23 protein-coding genes and 1 tRNA gene are annotated in these 20,787 nt (G+C 73.3%); 13 read left to right on the top strand and 11 right to left on the bottom strand.

What is annotated here, in order from left to right; genetic code table 11:
* The first annotated feature begins 9 nt into the window (after nt 1-9).
* Genes KBY32_RS35780 through KBY32_RS01390 form a run of 3 tightly spaced genes read left to right on the top strand, consistent with a single transcriptional unit; the run spans nt 10 to nt 3,122 of the window.
* Nucleotides 10-1,374 (top strand): lipopolysaccharide biosynthesis protein, encoded by a 1,365-nt coding sequence (locus tag KBY32_RS35780; RefSeq protein WP_055619095.1) that lies wholly within the window; start codon nt 10-12, stop codon nt 1,372-1,374.
* Nucleotides 1,371-2,297: a glycosyltransferase family 2 protein gene (locus tag KBY32_RS01395; RefSeq protein ID WP_210978507.1), complete on the top strand. Its 927-nt coding sequence runs from the start codon at nt 1,371-1,373 to the stop codon at nt 2,295-2,297. Before KBY32_RS35780 ends, KBY32_RS01395 begins: the two co-directional genes overlap by 4 nt.
* 6 nt (nt 2,298-2,303) lie before the next feature.
* On the top strand, nt 2,304-3,122 hold the full coding sequence (locus KBY32_RS01390) for a polysaccharide deacetylase family protein (RefSeq protein ID WP_055619097.1): 819 nt from the start codon (nt 2,304-2,306) through the stop codon (nt 3,120-3,122).
* 10 nt (nt 3,123-3,132) lie between these two features.
* On the opposite strand, the gene KBY32_RS01385 is transcribed toward KBY32_RS01390, so the two are convergent.
* Genes KBY32_RS01385 through KBY32_RS01375 form a run of 3 tightly spaced genes read right to left on the bottom strand, consistent with a single transcriptional unit; the run spans nt 3,133 to nt 6,158 of the window.
* Complete coding sequence (locus KBY32_RS01385) at nt 3,133-3,945, bottom strand: family 16 glycosylhydrolase (RefSeq protein ID WP_210978506.1); 813 nt, start codon at nt 3,943-3,945, stop codon at nt 3,133-3,135.
* Between the two features lie 3 nt (nt 3,946-3,948).
* On the bottom strand, nt 3,949-4,332 hold the full coding sequence (locus KBY32_RS01380) for a hypothetical protein (protein WP_055619099.1): 384 nt from the start codon (nt 4,330-4,332) through the stop codon (nt 3,949-3,951).
* Nucleotides 4,329-6,158, bottom strand: coding sequence for a glycosyltransferase (locus KBY32_RS01375; RefSeq protein WP_210978505.1), 1,830 nt, complete (start codon nt 6,156-6,158; stop codon nt 4,329-4,331). Before KBY32_RS01375 ends, KBY32_RS01380 begins: the two co-directional genes overlap by 4 nt.
* Nucleotides 6,159-6,323: 165 nt before the next feature.
* On the opposite strand from KBY32_RS01375, the gene KBY32_RS01370 reads away from it, so the two are divergent.
* Nucleotides 6,324-7,208, top strand: coding sequence for an alkaline phosphatase family protein (locus tag KBY32_RS01370; RefSeq protein ID WP_308293642.1), 885 nt, complete (start codon nt 6,324-6,326; stop codon nt 7,206-7,208).
* 26 nt (nt 7,209-7,234) lie between these two features.
* On the opposite strand, the gene KBY32_RS35195 is transcribed toward KBY32_RS01370, so the two are convergent.
* From KBY32_RS35195 to KBY32_RS01345, 5 genes are all read right to left on the bottom strand, one after another.
* Nucleotides 7,235-8,302, bottom strand: a complete 1,068-nt coding sequence (locus KBY32_RS35195) for a GNAT family N-acetyltransferase (protein WP_210978504.1) — start codon at nt 8,300-8,302, stop codon at nt 7,235-7,237.
* Between the two features lie 23 nt (nt 8,303-8,325).
* On the bottom strand, nt 8,326-9,357 hold the full coding sequence (locus tag KBY32_RS01360) for a phosphotransferase family protein (RefSeq protein WP_210978503.1): 1,032 nt from the start codon (nt 9,355-9,357) through the stop codon (nt 8,326-8,328).
* 34 nt (nt 9,358-9,391) lie between these two features.
* Nucleotides 9,392-10,207 (bottom strand): DUF427 domain-containing protein, encoded by an 816-nt coding sequence (locus tag KBY32_RS01355; RefSeq protein WP_210978502.1) that lies wholly within the window; start codon nt 10,205-10,207, stop codon nt 9,392-9,394.
* Nucleotides 10,208-10,290: 83 nt separating this feature from the next.
* On the bottom strand, nt 10,291-10,953 hold the full coding sequence (locus tag KBY32_RS01350; RefSeq protein ID WP_115507282.1) for an NUDIX domain-containing protein: 663 nt from the start codon (nt 10,951-10,953) through the stop codon (nt 10,291-10,293).
* Nucleotides 10,954-11,095: 142 nt separating this feature from the next.
* A tRNA-Pro gene (locus KBY32_RS01345) sits at nt 11,096-11,169 on the bottom strand.
* Between the two features lie 112 nt (nt 11,170-11,281).
* On the opposite strand from KBY32_RS01345, the gene KBY32_RS01340 reads away from it, so the two are divergent.
* From KBY32_RS01340 to KBY32_RS01330, 3 genes are all read left to right on the top strand, one after another.
* A complete protein-coding gene (locus tag KBY32_RS01340) occupies nt 11,282-11,806 on the top strand; it encodes a DUF309 domain-containing protein (protein WP_210978501.1) in 525 nt (174 codons plus the stop codon).
* A gap of 75 nt (nt 11,807-11,881) precedes the next feature.
* Nucleotides 11,882-12,655 carry a precorrin-6A synthase (deacetylating) gene (cobF, locus tag KBY32_RS01335; protein ID WP_055619107.1) on the top strand — a complete coding sequence of 258 codons (774 nt, stop codon included), beginning with the start codon at nt 11,882-11,884 and terminating at the stop codon, nt 12,653-12,655.
* Nucleotides 12,656-12,702: 47 nt separating this feature from the next.
* The gene (locus KBY32_RS01330; protein WP_210978500.1) at nt 12,703-13,125 is read left to right on the top strand and encodes a hypothetical protein; all 423 of its coding nucleotides are present in this window, start codon (nt 12,703-12,705) and stop codon (nt 13,123-13,125) included.
* Between the two features lie 3 nt (nt 13,126-13,128).
* Here the strand turns inward: KBY32_RS01330 and KBY32_RS01325 are convergent, their stop codons facing one another.
* On the bottom strand, nt 13,129-13,884 hold the full coding sequence (locus tag KBY32_RS01325; RefSeq protein WP_210978499.1) for a cobalt-precorrin-6A reductase: 756 nt from the start codon (nt 13,882-13,884) through the stop codon (nt 13,129-13,131).
* A gap of 211 nt (nt 13,885-14,095) precedes the next feature.
* Between KBY32_RS01325 and KBY32_RS01320 the strand changes: the two genes are divergently transcribed.
* Nucleotides 14,096-15,544 carry a hypothetical protein gene (locus KBY32_RS01320; protein ID WP_210978863.1) on the top strand — a complete coding sequence of 483 codons (1,449 nt, stop codon included), beginning with the start codon at nt 14,096-14,098 and terminating at the stop codon, nt 15,542-15,544.
* Nucleotides 15,545-15,578: 34 nt separating this feature from the next.
* On the opposite strand, the gene KBY32_RS01315 is transcribed toward KBY32_RS01320, so the two are convergent.
* Together KBY32_RS01315 and KBY32_RS01310 are read right to left on the bottom strand one after the other, a co-directional pair.
* Nucleotides 15,579-16,352 (bottom strand): sulfite exporter TauE/SafE family protein, encoded by a 774-nt coding sequence (locus KBY32_RS01315; RefSeq protein WP_210978498.1) that lies wholly within the window; start codon nt 16,350-16,352, stop codon nt 15,579-15,581.
* Nucleotides 16,353-16,454: 102 nt separating this feature from the next.
* Nucleotides 16,455-17,642: a thiolase family protein gene (locus KBY32_RS01310; protein ID WP_055619112.1), complete on the bottom strand. Its 1,188-nt coding sequence runs from the start codon at nt 17,640-17,642 to the stop codon at nt 16,455-16,457.
* 298 nt (nt 17,643-17,940) lie between these two features.
* On the opposite strand from KBY32_RS01310, the gene KBY32_RS01305 reads away from it, so the two are divergent.
* The 5 genes from KBY32_RS01305 to KBY32_RS01290 all read left to right on the top strand — a co-directional run bounded on the left by KBY32_RS01305 (nt 17,941) and on the right by KBY32_RS01290 (nt 20,761).
* Entirely contained in the window at nt 17,941-18,423 is a 483-nt protein-coding gene (locus KBY32_RS01305; protein WP_055619531.1) for a Dps family protein, read from the top strand.
* 48 nt (nt 18,424-18,471) lie between these two features.
* The gene (locus KBY32_RS01300) at nt 18,472-18,804 is read left to right on the top strand and encodes a DUF3140 domain-containing protein (RefSeq protein ID WP_210978497.1); all 333 of its coding nucleotides are present in this window, start codon (nt 18,472-18,474) and stop codon (nt 18,802-18,804) included.
* Nucleotides 18,805-18,957: 153 nt separating this feature from the next.
* Nucleotides 18,958-19,593 carry a hypothetical protein gene (locus KBY32_RS01295; RefSeq protein WP_308293641.1) on the top strand — a complete coding sequence of 212 codons (636 nt, stop codon included), beginning with the start codon at nt 18,958-18,960 and terminating at the stop codon, nt 19,591-19,593.
* Complete coding sequence (locus KBY32_RS35775; RefSeq protein ID WP_308293640.1) at nt 19,520-19,819, top strand: hypothetical protein; 300 nt, start codon at nt 19,520-19,522, stop codon at nt 19,817-19,819. Before KBY32_RS01295 ends, KBY32_RS35775 begins: the two co-directional genes overlap by 74 nt.
* Nucleotides 19,820-19,951: 132 nt before the next feature.
* A complete protein-coding gene (locus KBY32_RS01290; RefSeq protein WP_108709629.1) occupies nt 19,952-20,761 on the top strand; it encodes an SAM-dependent methyltransferase in 810 nt (269 codons plus the stop codon).
* Nucleotides 20,762-20,787: the final 26 nt, after the last annotated feature.

Genomic DNA, 20,787 nt, shown 5'->3' with positions numbered 1-20,787 from the left:
GGAGCGGCCGTGTACGCCTCACGCGACGTCAGGGAGGCCGAGCGCGCCGGCGCCCCGGCCGGCACCCCCGCGACCGGTGGCCGCCGCTCCGCGGTGACGGCGGTGCGGGCCGGGGTGGCACGGGTGCTGCCCAGCGAGCCGCTGGTGCGCAACGGCCATCTGCTGGCGATCGGTTCACTGGTCAACGCCGGAGTCGGCTCCATCTTCTGGCTGTTCGCCACCCACTGGTACGACGACGAGGACGTCGGGCTCAGCTATTCGGCGCTCTCCGCCTCCCTGCTGCTGGCCAACATCGGCCAGCTGAACCTGAACGACTTCCTGATCCGCTTCCTGCCGTGCTCGGGCCGGCACACCCGCAAGCTGCTGCTCGCCAGTTACGCCGTGAGCGCCGCGTGGAGCGCCCTGGTCGCCGTCGTCTTCGTCGCCCTCGTCCCGGTCCTCGCCCCCGACCTGGACTTCCTGCGCCATCCGGCGCTGGGCGCCTGCTTCGTCGCGGCGACCGCCGCCTACACGATCTTCGTCCTCCAGGACGGCGCCCTCACCGCGCTGCGCCGGCCCGGCTGGGTGATCGCCGAGAACATGGTCTTCGCGGCGGCCAAGATCCTGCTGCTGGCCGGTGGGGCCCTGCTTGCGGTGCGCTCCGGCATCCTGGTGTCGTGGGCGGGCGCCCTGTTCGTGTCGCTGCTGGTCGCCAACTATCTGCTCCTGCGGCGGGCGGTGCCGAGCCATGAACGGGACAACCCCGAGTCGGCGCGCCCGCCACGGCTGCTGAGCTACGCCGCCGCCGACTACGCCGGTTCGCTGTTCCGGATGGCCGCGTACACCCTGGTGCCGCTGCTCGTGCTGAACTCGCTGGGCCCGGATCAGAGCGCCTGGTTCTCGCTCGCCTGGATCATCGGCTACGTGCTGTTCCTGGTCGTGCGCAACATGGGCAGCTCCCTCGTCGTCGAGGTGGTGCGCCGGCCCGAGCGGCTGGTCGACCACGGGCTGCGGGTGCTGCGCCACTCCGGGACGCTGCTGGCCGCCGGGGTCTTCGTCATCGTGGTCGGCGCCCCCTGGATCCTCGCCCTGTTCGGACCGGGCTACGCCGAGCACGCCACCACCGTGCTGCGGCTGCTGGCCCTGGCCGCGCTGCCCAACCTGCTGTTCAGCGTGGCCGTGGACGTGCTGCGGGCGCGCCGGCGCATGCGTCTCGTCGTCGGCCTCCAGGTCGCGCTGTGCGTCCTGGTCCTCGGGCTGTCCTGGCTGCTGCTGCCGGTGCTCGGCGTCACGGGCGCCGGGGTCGCGTGGCTGCTCGCCGAGTGCATCGTCGCGGCGCCGCTGCTGATCTGGCGGTCCCGCTGGCTGGTGCCCACCTCCGGGAGTACCTCATGAACACCGCACCGAGCCTCTCCGTCGTCGTGTGCGCGTACACGCTCGACCGCTGGGACGATCTCCGGGCCGCCATCGCCTCGTTGGAGTCCCAGCGGCACCCCCCGGACGAGATCGTGCTGGTCGTCGACCACTGCCCCGCCCTCCACCGGCGCGCGGCCGAGCGGCTGACGGCGGCCCGGGTCGTCGCCAACCGGGAACGCAGAGGGCTGTCCGGGGCCCGCAACACCGGGGTGCGGACCGCCGTGGCGGAGGTGGTGGCCTTCCTGGACGACGACGCGGTCGCCGAACCCTCGTGGACGGAGCGCCTGCTGAGCCGGTACGCCGACCCCCGGGTGGCCGGTGTGGGCGGGCTCGTCGTGCCGTGGTGGCAGTCCGGGCGCCCCGACTGGTTCCCGCCCGAGTTCGACTGGGTGGTCGGCTGCTCGTACCGGGGGCTGCCCGAGGAGCCGTCCCCGGTGCGCAACTTCATCGGGGCCAACATGTCCTTCCGCAGGGCGCGGCTGCTCGCCGCCGGCGGTTTCCGCACCGACCTCGGCCGGGTGGGCACCCGGCCGCTGGGCTGCGAGGAGACGGAGCTGTGCCTGCGGATCACGGCCCGCGACCCCGACGCGGTACTGCTCTACGACCCCTCGGCGGCCGTCCGCCACAAGGTGCCCGCCGGACGCGCCAGTTGGTCGTACTACCGGTCGCGCTGCTACGCGGAGGGGCTGTCCAAGGCCGCGGTGGCCCGGCACAGCGCGGGTGTCACCGCGCTGTCCAGCGAGCGGGCCTATCTGCGCTCGACCATCCCGCGTGCCGTCCGCGACGCCCTGCGCTCGGGGCGGACCGCGCCCGCCCGGACCGTGGCCGCGCTCTCGCTGGGCGTCGGCGCCACCGCCGCGGGGTACGCCGTGGGGTCCGTGCGGGCACCCCTGGCGAGGTGATCCGGCGTGCCGTGCCACCCCGTCCCCGTCTTCGTGTACCACTCGGTCTGCGCCGACCCCCCTTCCTGGATCGCGCCGTTCACCGTGCGGCCCGGGGACTTCGCCGACCAGTTGCGGCTGCTCACGGACGCCGGGCTGACCGTCGTCCCGCTGCGCAGCCTCGTGTCGGCGCTGCGGGGCGGCCCGCCGCTGCCGCCCCGCCCCGCCGTGCTCACCTTCGACGACGGGTTCGCCGACTTCCGCTCCGTCGTCGCGCCGCTGCTCGACGCGCGCGGACTGCCCGCGACCCTGTACGTCGTCACCGACGCCCTCGGCGCGGCACGCGCGGGCGCGTTCCCGCCCGCCGCCATGCTGACCTGGCGGGACGTCGCCGAACTGGACGCGGCCGGCGTCGAGATCGGCGGGCACACCCGTACCCATCCGCAGCTGGACGTGCTGCCCCGGCACCGGGCCCGGGCCGAGATCGAGGAGTGCAAGGCCCGCCTCCAGGACGAACTGGGGCATGACGTGGACGCGTTCGCCTATCCGCACGGGTACTCCAGCCGCCCCGTCCGGGACCTCGTACGGGAGGCGGGCTGGACGTCGGCCACCGCCGTCCGGCACGGCTTCAGCTCGGTCGCGGACGAACCCCTGCGCATCGCCCGGCTGATGGTGCGCGCCGACACCGGCCCGGAGCGGTTCCGGTCCTGGGCGCGGGGTGCGGGAGCGCCGGTCGCGCCGTTCCCGGAGCGGCCCCGCACCCGGGCCTGGCGTGCCTACCGGCGGCTGCGGGCCGGTGTGGGCCGCCCCTACCCGGCGCTGCCGCGCCCCGCCGCGCCGCCCTGAGCGCTCGCGGTCACGGCTTCCAGACCCGCACCCAGTCCACGGCCATCCGGGCCGAATCCACCGAGGCGGGCGGCGAGTCGGGGACGCCGACGGCCAGGTTGAGCAGCATCTCCATGGGGACGTGCGGGATCCGCTCCGGTTCGGTGACCCGGAACCGCCGCACCCCGTCGACGTACCAGCTCAGCTCGTCGGAGGTCCACAGCAGCCCGAACTCGTGGTAGCCGGCCGGGAAGTCGACGGGGCCGAAGGAGCCTCTGGCGCGCTCGTCGGCCTCCGGGCCCTTCCAGTGCGCGTACATGGAGACCTCCTGGGTGGTGCCGAGGAACTCCATGATGTCCAGTTCGGGGGGTGTGAACCGGGACGCGGGCATCAGCCAGAACGCCGGGAACATGCCCGCCTCCCGCGGGATGCGGATGGCGGCCTCGAAGTAGCCGTAGGTGAAGGTCTCGCGGGGGTCGCCGTACCAGTCGTCGCGGCCGGTCGAGATCATCCCGGACCGCCAGGGGTACGTCGTGCCGTCGCTGCCCCGGGTGGCGCGCCGCTCCGCGCTCAGGGTCAGGGCGCCCCGACCCACGCTCACCTGCCCGGGCAGGTACCACTGCTCCTCGTCGTTGCCCGCGTTGGTGCAGCCGTCGCGGTTCCAGTCGTAGCAGGTGGCCCAGCGCTCCGTGTCGAGGCGCCCGCCGTCGAACTCCTCGCGGAACGCGACCTCCCAGCCGTTCGGTACGGGCGTTTCCGCCGCCGGTGCCCCCTCGCTCGCGCAGGCCACCGCGAAGAGCAGTCCCAGGGCGGCCAGTGCGGTCCACAGCCGGCGCGGTCGCATGCCCTACCGCCGATCCCCGGGCAGCAGCGCCAGGAGGGAGGTGACGGCGGCCAGGGCGATCAGCGCCCGGATCATGGTGAACACACCGATGAGATACAGGGCCACGGTGACGACGACGGTCAGGCACGCGCTGAGCACGAGGGTCAGCAGACAGGTCTCCAGGAGCGCGGGCCAGCCCGCGTCGGACCGCGACGCGAGCCGGGTCCAGCGCACGGCCGCGGCACCGGGGCCCAGGAACAGGAACGCCGTGGTGACGAAGACCCGTATCACGGACCCGTCCGGCGCTGCGGCGGCCACGGCCAGGGCGACCCACCCGGAGAGCGCGAGACCGAGCCGCACCCACCGTCCCTCGACGCTCCGCGCCACCCGCGCACGCAACACCGTCATGGCTGTTCCCAGTTGTCCGGGTTCTGGTAGCGGTAGACCACGGCGTCCTCGTTGCGGTACACGGGCACGAAGCCCCAGGTCTCCGACATCTGTCGGGAGAGCCGCCGCATCGTGTCGGCGGGCAGGGTCCCGTTGAGGTACAGCTCGGCCTCCTGGGCGCGGCTCAGCAGGATGTACGCCGGTTCGAGCACGGTGGCGCCCTCGATGAACGGCTCCAGACCGCGCAGCGGGTTCTCGGCCACCTCTCTCAGGTCGTCGGTGTCCTGCTCGTTCAGCTGGATACGGGGGTGGAGGTCGTAGTTCGTGTCCAGGCCGGGGACGTCCGAGGTCAGCGTGACGATCAGCGATCCGGGCGGGGTGGTCGCCGTGATGAAGTGGGCCGCCGCCACCTCGTCCTTCGTGAAGCTGTTCGCCGACTCCTTGCCGTAGTAGCCGAACAGCAGTCCCCCGAGCATGGCGAGCAGCACCGGCCAGACGGCCAGCGCCCGCAGACGGGGCCGGCGGTCCCAGCGGAACAGCAGGGCGGCCACCATGAACGCCGCGGCGGGCAGCGCGAACAGATAGGCGCGGAAGATCATCTCGCCGCCGTAGGCGTTGGCCGCGAGGACGGGCAGCGGGGCCAGGACGAGCAGCGGCATACCGGTGCGCCGGGTCCAGGGGCGGGCCACGAAGGCGACGGCCGCCAGCAGGAAGACGGCGGCGGACAGCCCGCGGTCGATCCAGGACACCAGGATCTGCCCCGGCGCGGCGTCGCCCAGGGCGGCGAGGCCGGAGGCCACGTTGGAGTCCGGCTCGGTCAGCGCGTTCACGAACTCACCGAGATGGCCGAACACATACGGCCGCGCGACGGTGGTGTCCCACAGGACGGTGAGCAGGACGGCCGAACCCAGCACGGGGACCGCCACCCGCCGGTTGCGGCGCGGGATCGACAGCGCCACGAGCGCGGTGACCATCATGAGAGGGGTCAGTGGGTGGGAGCAGACGATCGCGGCCTGGATCAGCACGACGGCCGCGAGCCGGCCGAGTGGCCAGCCCGCGGCGGCGGGTTGCGCGGAGCGGTCCGCCGCCGACGGCAGCTGCCGCAGGACCAGCGCGATCATCGTCACGAAGAGCAGGAAGGCGAACGCCTGGGGCGCGAAGTAGTCCTGCCCCACCCAGGAACACGAGTAGTAGACCCAGACGGCCCCCCAGATCAGCCTCCGGTCCCGCGTCACCGCGCGATAGGCCAGCAGCAGGGGCGCGAGCATCAGGGCGTTGAGGACCGGCGGGGCCCACACGGCGTACCCGAGGGCGGACTCCAGTCCCGTCGCCTGCACCACCAGGGCGTTGAGGTGGAAGAAGCCCGGCCACTGGTCGTAGACGTCGAGTTGCTCGGCGCCGGGCACCCGGCCGTCGTTGCGGATCATCGCGTCGACGACGGCGACGTGTTTCCACGCCCAGCCGTACCGGAGCGTGGGATACAGCAGACAGGGCGTGGCGTGCAGGACGGCGATGAGCCCCAGCACATAGGCCGCGAACCAGCCCCCCGGTGTGCGCCGGTCGGACAGGGCGACGCAGAAGCCCGTGACGAGCAGGCCCAAAGCGACCCAGAACAGCACGGGCAGCACCTGGAGCAGCCCCAGGTCGTCCATCCGGTCCAGCCGCACCCCGCGCAGGGAGAGCAGCCACAGCAGAAGGGCGACGGGCAGGGGGACGCGGGCCGCCCAGTGCAGCGTCTTGGAGCGCGGAGAGACTGTTCGGGCGGCCGTTGAGCCACCGGACAGACGCGCCGCGACGCTGGAGTGCGGCGCCGTCCGGTCGTTCGTCAGCGTCGAACGCCTGCCCATCGGGACGCCTCCCGCACAGCGACTCACGCCGCCTCTTTGAGGCATTAGTGCTAGAAATCAGGATAGTTCCGTTTGATGTACCCGGCAGCGTGCGACGGCTGAGAGGTGGGGACGCGCGCACCGGCCGTCTCCCATCGCAGCCGTCCCCCGTCCGGAAGGAGCGCTGTGAGACCACGAGTGAGGCCGTCCGTCCGGCCGGGCGGCCGTACCAGGACCCTCGTCGCCGGGTCCGCCGCGCTGGCCGTGCTGGCCGCGGGCTGCGGCGGCTCCGACGACGACAGCGGCGGTGTCCCCCGGCCGGACCACGTGGTGGTGGTCATCGAGGAGAACCGCAGCTACGAGAGCATCATCGGCTCCGCGCAGGCGCCGTACCTCAACCAACTGGCCCGTGAGGGAGCCAACCTCACCCAGTTCTTCGCCATGACCTATCCGAGCCAGCCGAACTACATCGCCCTGTTCTCGGGCTCGACGCAGGGCGTCAAGAACAACGACTGCCCGCACGACTTCCCGGGCCGCAGCCTCGGCTCGGAGCTGCTCCAGGCGGACCTGACCTTCACGGGCTACGCGGAGGACCTGCCGGAGGTGGGCTACCGCGGCTGCACCAGCGGCGCGTACGTACGCCGGCACAACCCCTGGGTGAACTTCACCAGCCTGCCCGCGTCCGTCAACCGGCCCTTCACGGACTTCCCGACGGACTACTCCAAGCTGCCGACGGTGTCCTTCGTGGTGCCGAACCTCGACAACGACATGCACGACGGGAGCGTCCGCCGGGCCGACACCTGGCTGCGGGACAACCTCGGCGACTACGCCCGCTGGGCGAAGACCCACAACAGCCTTCTCGTGGTCACCTGGGACGAGGACGAGGGCGGCGGCGACGAGGACAACCAGATCCCGACCGTCGTGGTCGGCGAGCAGGTCGAGCCGGGCGACCACGACCAGCCGAACAACCTGTACGGCCTGTTGCGGACGATCCTGGACGCGTACGGCCTCGACCCGCTCGGGCACAGCGCCGACGCCAAGCCCCTCGACATCTGGAAGGACGCGGACTGAGCAGCCGGGACGCGGGCCGAGCGGCCTCAGGCGTCCTGGAAGCGGATGACCCGTTTCACCGTCTCCCGCAGCGCGTGCTCGGCGGCGGACAGCGGCAGCCGCTCCCGCAGGCACCGGGGGCTGCTCAGGCTCGCCGCCCCGAAGTTCGCCTTGTAGTGGGCGAGCGAGGACCCGGGGGCGGAGTCCCCCATGTCGTACCGGTCGCAGCCCGCCGCGCACGCGTCCTCGATGGCGAGGTGGTGCAGCAGGGCGTTGGCCCGGCAGGGGTGGGCGAGCTCGCGGTCCATGGCGCCACGCCAGTACTTGGCGTGGCGCGCGTGCCGCAGGACGACGATCGACGCGCAGGGCATCCCCTGGTACCAGGCCACCCAGATGGCGCAGGACTCCCCCAGCCGTTCCGCCACCGTGGCGAGCCGGCTTTCGGGGAAGTCCCGTCGTCTGCGCAACCGGGCCAGCGCCAGCGGCTCGTGCTGCCGGCCGGCCCAGCGTTCGATCGACTTCTCGTACAACCCGTGGAAGACGGGTGCGAGTCGGCCGGTGCGGTCCACCTCCACCTCGACGTCCATCCGTTCGGCCCGGCGGACGTCCCGGCGCACCTGGCTGTGGTAGCCCCGCCGTACGGCGTCGATGCCGCCGGTGAGGTCCACGACCTGGGTGGTGTGCGGTCGGGTGCGGAACGCGGCGGGGGCCGCCGCCGCCCATATGTCACCGTCGCCGGGGCGCAGGCGCAGGCCCACCCGGAACGCGGGCTCGCGGAGGAGGTCGGCGTAGACCGCCCGTGCCGTGCCGGGCCCGGCGTCGCCCTGGACCACGGGCCCCCCGATCCCCCAGCCGCCCGGCCAGGACTCCAGGGCGTCGAGCGGCCCGGGCCGGTGGGTGCCGGTCAGCGGGAGGACGACCCGGGTGCCGTCGTCGAACTCGTAGAGCCGGCCGGCGTCCCGGTGGTGGCCCTCGGCGCACAGGCAGTCGAGCCAGGTGGGTGTCTGGGTGACGCGGCAGTCCGGGTCCCCGGCCGCCACCTCCCACCACAGGTCCCGAGGGACGGGGGTGGTGACACGGGCCGGGCCGGTTTGGACACCGGAGCGGGTGTGCACGTCGGCCTCCTCTCGGACGGACGTCAGGGCGTGGCGCGGGCGGCCACCTCGTCGAGCACGGGCACCACGTTGTCGGCGACCCAGCGCCGGCTGCGGCCGTAGCGGGCCGACTTGCGCGCGTTGCCCGCGACGTGCCAGAGCCAGGTCAGCAGGGTGAGCGCGACCTGTCCGCGCGGATCCGGACCGAGCGCGCCGGCCTCGGCGAGCAGTGTCCGGTCCCCGGGCGGCAGGCATCCCGCGCGGACGACGTCGGCGACGACGTGCCCGAACTGCCGGCGCTCCCGCTGGTGCCGCAGGGTCAGGACGAAGGTGTGGCAGTCGAGCACGCACGGCCCGTCGGGGACGGCGCCCGCCCAGTCGATGAGCCCGCACACCGTCCCGCGCCGGTCCGTCAGCACGTTCCCGGGGTGGAAGTCGCCGTGGGTCCAGCCGACGAGCAGACGGCGGCCGGCGAGGTCGTGGGCCAGGCGGTCCCGCAGGGCGCCGAGGGCGTCGGCGCCCCGGCCCCGGCCGCACCAGGGGATCTCGTCGGCGAGCACGGCCACCCGGCTGTCGACCCAGTCGGCGAACCGGTCCGTGGCCTGCCCGGCGTGTCCGGTCACCCGGTGCAGCCGGCGGATCTCCTCGAGCGCGGACAGTGCGACCGGGCGGGCCAGCCACGGTGAGCGCCGCAGCAGGGTGTCGGCCGCGACGCCGGGCAGGCGGCTCTCCACCACGAGCGAGGGACGCGGCCCGTCCAGCCGGCACAGGTGCAACGCGGGCAGCAGCCGCCGCCAGTCGCCGAGGCGCTCGTCCGCGGCCAGGCTCCGGACGGTGGCGCACTCGTCCGTGAGCGAGTCCGTCGCCCGTGCACTGCGCGGGTGTTTCACCAGGGCGGGCGGATCGCCGTCGAGCTCGAACACGAGCAGGTCGGAGAAGGTCCGGCGGGCGGCGCGGGCCCCGTCGGCGCCGAGCGAGTCCGCCAGGGCCAGCGCCCGCCGGGTGTCGGCGGGGCGGGTCAGCAGTCCCGCGGGGCGCAGGGGCAGCACGCCCCGCAGCGTCCGGGTGAGCGTCATCCGGCCCCCTCTCGGCCGGCCGGCGGGGCCTCTCCTAGCGGGTCCGGGACGGGGTCAGCGTGTCGCTGAACGGCGTCCGGGGCCGCTGGAGGCGTTCGCCGTCCAGGGTGATGTCGACCGCTTCGTTGTAGAACGCCAGCAGCCCCTTCACGGCGGCCGCGGGGGCCAGCGGGTCGGGGTAGCTCCACAGGATGTTCCGGGGGACCTCGCCCTCGCCGCGCCAGGTCCAGTACTCGGCCGTGCCCTTGTACGGGCATCCGGTGCTGTGGTCGGTCGGTTCGAAGAGGTCGAGGCGGACGTCCTCGCGCGGCAGGTAGTAGCGCGTGGGCAGCCCGGTCTCGAAGAGCAGCACCGGGCGCCGGGTGTCGGCGACTACCGTCCCGTCGATCTCGACCCGGACATGGCGGCTGCTGGGGAGGGCGTCCACGCGTTTGTGCGGGTCGCGCGGGTGGATGAAGATCTCTTCCTCCTCCTCGTACCAGTGGTCGAGTCCGCTGCCCCGGCGCCAGAACCACTCGAAGGAGATGTGCCCGGCGAGGTCGGCGGCGGGGAACGTCCAGGCCGCGTTCTCCAGGACTTCGCCGCCGGTCAGGAGGTCGTAGAAGATCTGCGACCCGGTGTGGCGGCCGGGGGTGGGGTTGCGGGCCGGCTGCAGGAGGTCGGTGCGGACCTCCTCGCGCGGGAAGCTGTAGCACGGGACGGGGACGTCCGGCTCCCAGACCAGGACCGGGTGCCTGCTGTCGACGACCGTGACCTCGCCCTTGCGGCCGCGGACCCAGCGGTCACTGGGCTCCCACAGGAGACCTTCCGGGGTCGTCCGCACAGACCCCTCGGTCGGGAACAAAGGCATGCCACTCTCCTTCGGCTCCTCTTCGGAGCGTACCCCCGGCCCGGCCGGTCAGCAGGGCGGGCCGGGACGCGGGGGCCGGGTGGTCACTTCGCGAACGGCCCCTCCAGGGCCGCCCATTGCAGCAGCATGATCGTCTTGGCGTCGGCGATCTCCCCGGTGCGGATCATCTCCAGGGCACGCCGGAAGGGCAGTTCGACGATCTCGATGTCCTCGCCCTCCTCCTCCAGGCCGCCGCCCTCGTGGGTGCGGGTCGACGGGCCGTACTCGGCGGCGTAGAAGCTGACGCGTTCGGTGACCGAGCCGGGGCTCATGTACACGTCGAAGACATGCTGGACGGCGCCGATGGTGTGCCCGGTCTCCTCGACCACCTCGCGGCGCACGGCGATCTCCGGGTGCTCGTCGTCCTCGTCGAGCAAGCCGCCGGGGGTCTCGACCAGCATGCCGTCCGGGTGGCCGTTGACGTAGACGGGGAAGCGGAACTGGCGAGTGAGGAGGACGGTTTCGCGCGCGGCGTCGTACAGCAGCATCGTGGCCCCGTTGCCCCGGTCGTGGGTCTCGCGCTGCTGGGTGGTCCAGGTGCCGTCGGCGTGCTGGAAGTCGAAGGTGGTGGTGCGCTCGACGTACCAGTGGCTGGACAGCAGCTGCACATCGCGGACCCGGACCCGGGGATTGCCGGTGAGGTCCCGGCCGGCCCGGTCGAGCCCGGTGCGGCCGCGGCGGTCGGGGGTGTCGATGCCGGCGGTCATCGGGCACCGGCCGGGGGACTGAGCGAGTTGGTCATGGGGCGATTCCACCATCCCGGCCCGGCCCGCGCCGCCACACCGCTCATGCCGCCGGAACGCGATCAGCGGGCCCGCCGCGTACGGCGAGACCCGCTGATCGAAACCGTCGGGACGACAGGATTTGAACCTGCGACCCCTTGACCCCCAGTCAAGTGCGCTACCAAGCTGCGCCACGTCCCGGTGCCTGCCGCACGGCGTACCGCGCGATCGGGCGGACAGCACTTTACCCCACTCCGTCCCGACGCCGAAGCGGGCGTCCGTGTCGTACGGGCGGGGAGGGACAATCGGGTGCATGGGCAGCACATCGTCGGAACGAGGACAGGCCGGGGAACGGGATCGGGACCCTGAGGGGCGGGCGCGCAACGCCCGGCCACGGGACGGGCTGGGGCGGCCGCTGCCGTACGGCGCGGACGGGGTCGACCGGCAGCCCGAGGGGGTCGTGCGCACCCCGGCGGAGACCGTCGCCGAGGCGCAGGAGCTGCTGGACGCGGGGAAGCCGTTCCACGCCCACGAGGTGTTCGAGGACGCCTGGAAGTCGGGCCCCGAGGAGGAGCGGGCCCTGTGGCGGGGGCTGGCCCAGCTCGCGGTGGGCCTCACGCACACGGCACGCGGCAACACCACCGGCGGCGCCCGTCTGCTGCGGCGCGGCGCCGGCGCCGTGGAGGAGTGGACGGCGGTGACCGGGGAGCCCCGGCCGTACGGCATGGACCCGGGCGCCCTGACGGCGTGGGCCCGGCAGCTGGCGGACGAGGTGGAACGGGACGGCGGGCCCGTGGACGCGGGGGCGCGGGCGCCTCGGTTGCGGGGGTCCGTGTAGGGCGGGACAGCACACCGATCGGGCCGCCTGGGACGCGGTGTCCGGGCCCTCGGACAGGTGCGGCAGACTCGGGGCGTGCGAACCATTCATGTGATCGGCATCGGCGCGGGCGACCCGGAGCAGCTGACGCTGCAGGCGGTCCGGGCGCTCCGCGATACGGACGTGTTCTTCATCCTCGACAAGGGCGAGGTGAAGTCGGACCTCACGGGGTTGCGCCGGGACATGCTGGACGCGCACGTGCCGGAGGGGACGTACCGGATCGTCGAGGCGCGGGACCCCGACCGGGACCGCTCAGCCGGGGGCGCCGCCTACTCCCCCGCGGTCGGCGACTGGCGTAGCGCGCGGGCCGGGATCTACGCACGGCTCATCGCCGAGGAGCTGGGCGAGGACGAGACGGGCGCCTTCCTGGTGTGGGGCGACCCCGCGCTGTACGACAGCACGCTCGCGATCCTGGAGGAGGTGCTGGCGTCCGGGACGGTCGCCTTCGCCTACGACGTCATCCCCGGCATCAGCAGCGTCTCCTCGCTGGCCGCCCGCCACCGCACCGGCCTGAACCGGGTCGCGCGGCCCGTGCAGATCACCACGGGGCGGCGGCTGGCCGAGGGGTTCCCGGACGGGGTGGACGACGTGGTCGTCATGCTCGACGCGCATCAGCGCTTCCGGCAGTACGCCGACGAGGACCTCGACATCTACTGGGGCGCGTACCTGGGGACGCCCGACGAAATCCTGGTCTCGGGCCCGATCGCCGAGGCGGCGCCCCGTATCGAGCGGCTGCGGGCGGAGGCCCGGGAGCGCAAGGGGTGGATCATGGACACCTATCTGCTGCGCAGGAACCCGCGGGAGCGGTAGCGCGGGGCGGCCGGCGCGATCCGGTCGGATCGGGTCGAGTGGGGGGCATGTACATGGAGCACGGTGGCGTGCGCGGCGGACGGATCGTGCGAAGGGTCGCGGGGGCGGTCGTGGTCGCCGCGCTGGTGAGCGGCTGCTCGTCGGACGGCTCCGACGGCTTCGGCGACTCCGGAGACTCTGGTGCCTCAGAGATGGACCGGGCGTGGCAGGAGAACTACTGCAGGGAGCTGGGCTCCTGGCAGCGCGCCAGGAACTCCGCCACCGAGGAGGGCGCCGAGTCCGATGCCGTCCCGGACGGGGATGCGGTCGTCAGCGCCGCGCGGCAGTTGCCCAGTGCCGCGTACGAGGGCGCCGGTGACGACGGGAGCATGCTCGACGTCACCGTCATGGCGGTCCGCGGCGACACGCACGCCGAGGGCGAGGCCGTCGCCTACTGTGCCGCCGCGGGCTTCGAGACGCTGACCAGGTGACGGTCACACGGTCCGGTCGGCCAGGCCGAGCCGTTCCAGGACGCCCCTCACGGCCGGTACCGCCTCCACTCCCTCCGGGAGCGCGGGGCGGCGTACGACCACCACGGGGAGGCCCAGCCGGCGGGCGGCCGTGAGTTTGGGCGCGGTCGCCGCGCCGCCGCTGTCCTTGGTGACGAGTACGTCGATGCGGTGGTCGCGCAGCAGCTCCGTCTCACCGGACACCGTGAACGGGCCGCGTGCCAGCAGCACTTCGGTGTGCGGGGGCATGGGCGGCTCGGGCGGTTCGACGCAGCGGACGACGAACCGCTGACCGTCGAGGTGGGCGAAGGCGGCCAGGCCGATGCGGCCGGTCGTCAGCAGGACCCGGTGCCCGAGACCCGGCAGAAGCGCGGCGGCCTCGGCGAGTGAGGCGGCCTCGCGCCAGCGGTCGCCGGGCTCGGGGCGCCAGCCGGGGCGGCGCAGGACGACGGCCGGGACGCCCGTGGCCCGCGCGGCGCGGACCGCGTTCGCGGTGATCGACGCGGCGAAGGGGTGCGTGGCGTCGACCACCGTGTCCACCTCCTCGGCGCGCAGCCACGCCGCCAGGCCCTCTGCGCCGCCGAAGCCCCCGACGCGTACGTCCCCCGCGACCGCGCCGGGGCGGGACACGCGTCCGGCGAGCGAGGTGGTGACGCGCACGCCGGGGTGCGCCGCGAGCACCGCGGCGAGTTCACGCGCCTCGGTGGTGCCGCCGAGGAGAAGGATGTGGCGCGGGGACATGTGGCGAGCGTACGAGGTGGGCGTCCAAGGTGTGTCGGCGCCCTGACGTCGGACGAACACTATGAACACAACGGCCGGACCGTGGTGGGCGCGTCCTCCCGCTCCCTAGCATCGCCGCGCACGGCTCGACGACGCGTCAGCGTGGCCGAGGACAAGGGCGAACGCGAAGGCGAGGAGCAGCGTCTTGGACTGGACGACGAGAACGCAGGCAGTGATCCGCAGATCGGTCCCGGTCCCGGTGACGGCCGCCCGGCGCACCACGCTGGCCGCCGTACTGGCGGGGACGCTCGCCGCCGGGCTGCTGGCCGGGGCCTCCCAGGCGCGCGGGGAGACCGCCGCGCCGGTGCGCGCCGCCTGCCCGGACCAACTCGCCGGGCGGGCCGACTGCTACACCGGCCGGGACGCGAACGGCGCCTACTACGCCCTCGCGGTGCCCACCGACTGGAACGGCTCGCTGGTGGTGCACGCGCACGGCGGCCCCGACCTCGGCGCGGAGTCCGACCCGGCGCGCAGCCTGGACGACCTGGGCCGCTGGTCGGTGATGGTGAAGGAGGGGTACGCCTGGGCGGGCTCGTCGTACCGGCGGGGCGGGTACGGGACGCGGATGGCGGCCGCCGACACGGAGAGCGTGAGGAAGGTGTTCGTCGGGGAGTTCGGGCGGCCCCGGCGCACCTTCGTGCACGGCCAGTCGTGGGGTGGCGACGTCGCCGCGAAGGTCGTGGAGACGTACGGCCGCCGGGGCGGTGCCTACGACGGGGCGCTCCTCACCAACGGCGTCCTCGGCGGCGGGTCGCGCGGCTACGACTACCGGGTCGACCTGCGCGTCGTCTACCAGTACTACTGCGGCAACCACCCACGCCCGACCGAGCCGCAGTACCCGCTGTGGCAGGGGCTGCGGGCCGGGTCGACCATGACGTCGGCGGGGCTGCGCGCCCGGCTCCAGGAGTGCACCGGCTACGCCTCCGCGCCGGCCGAGCGCAGCGCGCTCCAGCAGCGCAACCTCGACGACATCCTCGCGGTCACCGGCGTCCCGGAGCGCACGCTGGAGTCCCATCTGCGGTTCGCGACCTTCACGTTCCGCGACATCGTGCACGAGCGCCTCGGCGGCCGTAACCCGTTCGGGAACCAGGGGGTGCGGTACTCCGGTTCGCACGACGACGCGGCGCTGAACGCCGGCGTGGAGCGCTTCTCCCCCGACCCGACGGCCGTACGCGATCTGTCGTACGACAGCGATCTGACCGGGCGGGTCGGGGTGCCGGTGCTGACGATGCACGCGATCGACGACCCGACGGCGTTCGTGGAGCACGAGGCGGCGTACCGGGACACGCTGCGAGGCGCCGGACGGGACCGGTGGCTGGTGCAGTCGTTCACGCGGGAGCACGAGCACAGCGCGCTCAGCGACGCCGAGTACGCCACCTCGGTCACGGCGCTGGACACCTGGGTGCGTACGGGGCACCGGCCGACGCCCCGGTCCCTGGCGGCGTCGTGCGCGGCGTTCGACCGGACGTACGGCACGGGCTGCTTCTACGATCCGGCGTTCCGCCCCGGGCCGTACGCCTCGCGGGTGGAGCCGCGTCCGGGCGGTCTGCGGTGGCCGGCCATGACGGCCGCTCAGGAGCGGGCCTGGAGCAGGGTCGAAGGGGTCGGGATCGCGCCCTGAGCCTCCTGTCCCCTGGGCGCGAGGGCGGCGGGCGTCAGCGCAGCAGCAGTTGGAGCCCGCCCACGACCGTCGCCGCGATCACCAGCTGTTCGAACAGCCGCTGGTTGATCCGGCCGACGGCCCAGGTGCCGAGCAGCGCGCCGGGGACGACGAACAGCACCAGCGCGGCGTCGAGCAGCAGCGAGGAGCCGTCGATCAGGCCGAGCCCGGCACTGAACGGCACCTTGGAGGTGTTGACGATCAGGAAGAAGAAGGCGGAGGTGCCGAGGAAGCCGAGCTTGCGGAAGCCGGCCGACAGCAGATACATCGACATCACCGGGCCGCCCGCGTTGGCGACCATCGTGGTGAAGCCGCCGAGGACACCGTAGGAGCGGGCCTTGAGGCGACCGGAGCGGGTGATGACGGCGTCCGGGTCGGCCTCCCGCTCGGCCGCTCGGCGGCGCCACACGGTCACGGCCGCCATCATCAGCAGGATCGCGCCGATCGAGGTGCGGACGGCGCCGTCGTCGGCCCACACCAGGAACAGCGTGCCGCACACGACGCCGGCCGCGACCGCCGGGAACAGGCGCCACAGCGTGGGCCAGTGGGCGTGCCGCCGATAGGTGAGGACGGCGAGCACGTCACCGGCGATCAGGATCGGCAGCAGGACCCCGGTGGAGGCGCGGGCGGGCAGTACGGCGGCGAAGATCGCCAGACTGACCGTGTTGGCGCCGCTCACGGCGGTCTTGGAGAAGCCGACCAGGAGGGCCGCGCCGGCGAGGGCGGCGAACTCCCAGCCGGTGATGTGCCACAGCGTCATCGTGTCCATGCGGGGACCGATGGTATGTGCGGACATCAGGTCCTGGTAGTCCGTCTCGCCTGCTGGGAGACCGCCGGCGGGGAGATCACCGGCGGGGCGCGCCGGGCCGGCTCAGTGCCGTTCGACCAGTACCGCGCTGCCCTGGCCGACGCCGACGCACATCGTGGCGAGGCCGCGTTCGGCGCCGGTGCGGCGCATCCGGTGCAGGAGGGTGGTCAGGATCCGGGCGCCGGAGCAGCCCAGCGGGTGCCCGAGGGCGATGGCGCCGCCGCTCGCGTTGACCAGGTCGGGGTCGATGCCGAGGGCGTCGACGCTGGCCAGGGCCTGTGCGGCGAACGCCTCGTTGAACTCGGCCTCCTGGACGTCGGCGACGGTCCAGCCGGCCCGGTCGAGGACCTTGCGGGTGGCGGGGACCGGGCCGATGCCCATGACGTCGGGGTGGACGCCGGCCGAGCCGCCCGCGACATAGCGGCCGAGGGACTCCAGGCCGAGGTCGTTCAGCGCCTCCTCGCTGACCAGGAGGAGTCCGGCGGCCCCGTCGTTCATCGGGGAGGCGTTGCCGGCGGTGACCGTGCCGTCCGCGCGGAAGACGGGCTTGAGCCGGGACAGCTTCTCGTAGGAGGTGTCCTCGCGGATGCACTCGTCGCTGTCGACGACCACGCCGTCGGGGCGCTCCACGGGCAGGATCTCGTCGTCGAAGTGCCCGTTCTTACGGGCCTCGGCGGCCCGCTGGTGGCTGCGGAGCGCGAACTCGTCCTGGCGCTCGCGGGAGACGCCGTGGCGCCGGGCGACCTCCTCGGCGGTCTCGCCCATGGACAGCAGGCCGTGCAGGTCCTTCATGGCCGGGTTGACCAGCCGCCAGCCGAGGCGGGTGTCGACGGTCTCGATGCGGTGGGGCAGCGCCTCGTCGGGGCGGGGCAGGACGAAGGGGGCGCGGCTCATGGACTCGGAGCCGCCGGCGAGCACGATGTCGGCCTCGCCCGCCGCGATGGTCCGGGCGGCCGTCGTGACCGCCTCGAGGCCGGACGCGCACAGACGGTTCACGGTGGCGCCGGGCACCGAGTCGGGCAGTCCGGCCAGCAGGGCCGCCATCCGGGCCACGTTGCGGTTGTCCTCGCCGGCCTGGTTGGCGGCGCCCCAGTAGACGTCGTCGACGCGCGCGGGGTCCAGCGCGGGGACGTCGGCGACGATGCCCCGGATCACGGCGGCGGCGAGGTCGTCGGGGCGGACGGACGACAGGGCTCCGCGCAGTTTGCCGATGGGGGTGCGGCGGGCGGCCGCGAAGTGGACGGGACGCACGACTGGACTCCTGACCGGGCGGGTGGCAGCGGCACCCCGTTAATTAGCACCGCTAGTTTCGGACTATAGACCGACTGTCGCCCCGCTGGGAAGATACGCCGCCCCGGGGCCGTACGACCACGGTGGGCGGCCCGCGCGGCCACCGGGCCGCCGTACGTTTTGCACCGGTTCGCTCGGGGCACCCGCGCACGCAGGAGTGGTCGCGGCATCGCTGTGACGGAAGGTGCCGCACCGCTCCGCCGGCCGCACCGCTCCGCCGGCCTCGACCACGCTCGACCACGCCAGAGAGGGGCTCGACATGGCCATGGTCACCAGCACCCTTCCGGAGGCGGCCCGCAAGGTCGCCGGGGACGCTCTCCAGGACACCCTCGTCGATCTTCTCGGGCTCTCCCTGATCGGGAAGCAGGCGCACTGGGCCATCGTCGGCCCGCGCTTCCGCTCCATCCACCTCCAGCTCGACGAGGTGGTGACGCTGGCCCGGACACACGCCGACACGGTCGCGGAGCGCTGCGCCGCGATCGGGGTGGCGCCCGACGGCCGCCCGGAGACCATCGCCGGCGCCTTCGCGCTGCCCGGTCCCGAGGCGGGCTGGCTGCGGGACACCCGGGTCGTGCAGCTGGTCGTGGACGCCCTCGGCTCGGCCGTCACGCGGCTGCGCGAGCGCGTCGCGGCGACCGCCGAGCCGGACCCGGTGACCCAGGACCTGCTCATCACCATCACCAGCGACCTGGAGAAGCAGCGCTGGATGTTCGACGCCGAGAACTGGCCGAGCGACGGCTGAGACGGGCGACTCAAGGAGACACGTGACTCGAGGAGAAAGGAACACCCCGTGACGGACGCCCTCGAACTCGACGCGCTGTGGGAGGACTTCCACCGCGTCGTGAACATGACCTCGCAGGAACTCGCCGCCTGGCTGCGGGTCAGCGACGCGGACGAGACGGCCGAGCCGCTGCCGGACCAAGCGGGCAACCCCACCGGGCAGCATGTCCTCGCGATCCTCCAGAAGCGCCGGACCGATCTCACGGACGACGACATCCAGGTGATGTACGACGTCGTGGACACCGTGTCCGAGCGCGCCGACCTGGAGAACGAACCCGAGCCGCAGCAGACCCGGCACCGACACGAGCTCATGACCATCGGGCACGACCCACTGAAGCCCTAGTCCCATCGATCACGAGCGTTGTCGAAGCCGCGAAGACCCTGATCACGGCCCGTCCGGGTGCTCTCACCCGAACGGGCCGTGGCCGATGGTGGGCGTGCGGGGCCGGTGATGGGCTGAACGGGACACGCGTCCCGACTTCAGGAGGCACTCCCGATGACCCGTCGTACCGTCCGACTCGCCCACGTCCTGTCGTCCACGGCCCTGGCGGCGGGCGCCCTGTTCGCCACGGCCGCCTGTGCCCAGGAGGACGGCCGGGAGGCGGGGGCCGCGGGAATCAGCGCGTCGCCCGCCGCCGCCCGGCAGCAGACGGAGTCACCGACCGGATCTCCGACGGGCTCGCCGTCCGGTTCGCCGACGGGCACCCTCACCGAGTCCGGCGCCGAGACCGCGCTGATCACGGCGGCGGACATCGAGGACGACTGGACGCAGGTGAAGGACACGGAGGCGGAGAACTGGCACGACGGGCTGCTGATCGGCAAGGTCGACGTCTCCGACTTCCTGTCCGCCAAGACGGACGCCGCCGACTGCCAGCGGCTGATGGACTCGCTGTTCGACGACGACCTGCTGGGCAGGCCGTCCGGCGCCAACGCGCTGCGCGGCTTCACCGAGGGCGACTCGCGGCTGCTGTACCAGGTCGCCGCCTACGACCGGACGGACGTCCAGGACTCCCTGGACTGGATGGCCGAACTGCCGCACCGAATGCGACCAGTTCACCATGACCGAGAACGGCGAGAAGCGGACCGTCCAGGTCACCGAGAGCTCCCTGCCCTCGGTGGGCGACGCCCGTGAGGGCCTCAGGGTCACGGTGCGCGGCCCGGTCGACGGCACGGAGGCCACACTGACCCTGGACGTGGCGGCGGTCCGGGTGGGCGACAACGCGATCACGGTCACGGCGGGCGGCACCGACGGCGACGAGGACGACTCGGTGCGGTCGGCGGTGCAGCTGGGCACACAGCGGCTCCAGGACGTCCTGGCCGGCAAGTCCCCGGCGGCCTCGCCCAGCCAGTTCGACTGACGCGCCGACGGCGCCCCGCCCGCACGCCGACGACGTACCGGCTGTGCCGATTCCCGGGACAACGTGATCAACGGAGCGGCACAATGGCGGTGATGGCCGGTTTCGGTCGTGCGTGCGAGGAGAGGACGAGTCGTGAGCGATGGCCACACCCCGTCGGGCGGGTCGGCGAGGCTGAACACCGGTGTGGCGCACAACGCGCGTGTGTGGAACTACTGGATCGGCGGCAAGGACAACTACGAGGTCGACCAGCAGGTGGGCGAGCAGGTGGCCGGGATGTTCCCGATCATCCGTGACATCGCGCGCGCGGACCGCGAGTTCCTCGGCCGGGCGGTCGCCCACGTGGCCGGGGAACGCGGCGTACGGCAGTTCCTCGACATCGGCACCGGGCTGCCGACGGCCGACAACACGCATGAGATCGCCCAGCGGATCGCCCCCGAGTCCCGGATCGTGTACGTCGACAACGACCCGATCGTGCTGGTGCACGCCCGGACCCTGCTGACCGGCACCCGGGACGGCGTCACCGCGTACATCGACGCCGACGTGCACGACGCGGACGCCATCGTGGAACGGGCGGGCGAGACGCTGGACTTCACCGAGCCGGTCGCCGTGATGATGCTGGGCATCCTCAACTTCGTGCTGGACTACGACCGGGCCCGGGACATCGTGCGGCGCGTCATGGCCGCCGTCCCCTCCGGCAGCCTGCTGGTGCTGACGCACCCCACGTTCGACGCGGAGCTCGGCGGCGAGGGCCAGATCCCGGCGATGAAGTTCTGGAACGAGAACGCCACCCCGCCGATCACGGCCCGCAGCGGCGAGGACATCGCCGCCTTCTTCGAGGGACTGGAGCTGCTGGAGCCGGGCATGGTCTCCTGCGCCCAGTGGCGGGCCGACGGCTCCCCCGCCCCGGTGCCGCAGTACGGCGCGGTGGCCGTGAAGCCCTGACCCGCCCCACCGCACCGCCCGCCCCG

It is taken from the genome of Streptomyces sp. RK62 (assembly GCF_018070255.1).
Taxonomy (GTDB): Bacteria; Actinomycetota; Actinomycetes; order Streptomycetales; family Streptomycetaceae; genus Streptomyces; species Streptomyces nigra.
Note: the sequence above shows the minus strand (reverse complement) of the source record. Positions and strands in the feature narration are given on the sequence as shown.

Coding starts and splice junctions, on each gene's coding strand:
- KBY32_RS01395 (WP_210978507.1), top strand. CDS start 1,371: ATGAACACCGCACCGAGCCTCTCCGTCGTCGTGTGCGCGTACACGCTC.
- KBY32_RS01385 (WP_210978506.1), bottom strand. CDS start 3,945: ATGCGACCGCGCCGGCTGTGGACCGCACTGGCCGCCCTGGGACTGCTC.
- KBY32_RS01380 (WP_055619099.1), bottom strand. CDS start 4,332: ATGACGGTGTTGCGTGCGCGGGTGGCGCGGAGCGTCGAGGGACGGTGG.
- KBY32_RS01375 (WP_210978505.1), bottom strand. CDS start 6,158: ATGGGCAGGCGTTCGACGCTGACGAACGACCGGACGGCGCCGCACTCC.
- KBY32_RS01360 (WP_210978503.1), bottom strand. CDS start 9,357: ATGACGCTCACCCGGACGCTGCGGGGCGTGCTGCCCCTGCGCCCCGCG.
- KBY32_RS01355 (WP_210978502.1), bottom strand. CDS start 10,207: ATGCCTTTGTTCCCGACCGAGGGGTCTGTGCGGACGACCCCGGAAGGT.
- KBY32_RS01350 (WP_115507282.1), bottom strand. CDS start 10,953: ATGACCGCCGGCATCGACACCCCCGACCGCCGCGGCCGCACCGGGCTC.
- KBY32_RS01340 (WP_210978501.1), top strand. CDS start 11,282: ATGGGCAGCACATCGTCGGAACGAGGACAGGCCGGGGAACGGGATCGG.
- KBY32_RS01330 (WP_210978500.1), top strand. CDS start 12,703: ATGTACATGGAGCACGGTGGCGTGCGCGGCGGACGGATCGTGCGAAGG.
- KBY32_RS01325 (WP_210978499.1), bottom strand. CDS start 13,884: ATGTCCCCGCGCCACATCCTTCTCCTCGGCGGCACCACCGAGGCGCGT.
- KBY32_RS01315 (WP_210978498.1), bottom strand. CDS start 16,352: ATGGACACGATGACGCTGTGGCACATCACCGGCTGGGAGTTCGCCGCC.
- KBY32_RS01305 (WP_055619531.1), top strand. CDS start 17,941: ATGGCCATGGTCACCAGCACCCTTCCGGAGGCGGCCCGCAAGGTCGCC.
- KBY32_RS01295 (WP_308293641.1), top strand. CDS start 18,958: ATGACCCGTCGTACCGTCCGACTCGCCCACGTCCTGTCGTCCACGGCC.
- KBY32_RS35775 (WP_308293640.1), top strand. CDS start 19,520: ATGACCGAGAACGGCGAGAAGCGGACCGTCCAGGTCACCGAGAGCTCC.